Raw genomic sequence first — 866 nt, forward strand, 5'->3', positions numbered from 1 at the left:
CTGATCGCTCTATTGCCTAGAGCGACGACCCCGAAGGTCCGGGGTCTAGCATTGGGGTTTCGACCTCCATGCTAAAGGCTAAATCAGTATTAAAAAGATAGCTCAAACTGCTTCGCTTCATGAGCAGATAATTAGCTCAGATTTGCTGTGTCCTGCATCACAGAGCGAGCGCAGAGCGGGAGCCACGTAGTGTGGCCGTAGGCCATCTGTGTGGGATGGTTCTTGATAATCTGATTTTTATGGTAGAATGTGAGTCGAGGTTAAATCGATGGATATCTTGGCGGATTACATCGAAGAAGCCCGATAGGTTAGGAGAAGGCTCATGACGCAGGAACGTCACAACCCGACCCACATCAGTATTATAACACAACTGATTGCGATCGTTCAACACAAGACCGCCACGACTGGTGGTCTCGGATGGAATCCGTAGGTCGTTCATATACGAAATTAGAGGCCCAAAGGGTCATCAAAGCTCAGTCATATGATGGGGGGTATTATCCTCGTTCATGGCTTGGGCATGTGTTCCATCTGGGGTGGTCTGTTGATGATATCTGCTGGCTGATATCTGCTGACTGCAAGCACCTTGGGCTTATAGCTCGGGATTATTCTGCTGATGAGAATCTGCGTTTTGCGTGTCGTTCGGAACAGGAAGACAGGCGACGCTTCAGGCTTCCTGCTGGTGGTTTAGAATACGTTCCAGAGGTTAAGGAAGCGAAGGAATCACGCGGAGAGATTTTTGATGCAGGACCGTCTGAGAATGGGTGAGAGTCAGCCGCTCGGAGAGGTTTTTATGAGCTTATTCGTCGCAAGAGTGGGAACAAGGTTGATGTGTTTAAACATCTTGAACGCATTGGCAGGGATGAGGC

Annotated in this window: 1 protein-coding gene; it reads left to right on the plus strand. The window is 49.2% G+C overall.

Features of this window, described 5'->3' with window-relative positions; all coding sequences use genetic code 11:
* The first annotated feature begins 417 nt into the window (after positions 1 to 417).
* Positions 418 to 765: a hypothetical protein gene (locus KP705_RS15505; protein ID WP_215764806.1), complete on the plus strand. Its 348-nt coding sequence runs from the start codon at positions 418 to 420 to the stop codon at positions 763 to 765.
* The last annotated feature ends 101 nt before the right edge of the window (positions 766 to 866 follow it).

This window comes from Gluconobacter sp. P1D12_c (assembly GCF_018812105.1).
In the GTDB taxonomy this organism is placed as follows: Bacteria; Pseudomonadota; Alphaproteobacteria; order Acetobacterales; family Acetobacteraceae; genus Gluconobacter; species Gluconobacter oxydans_A.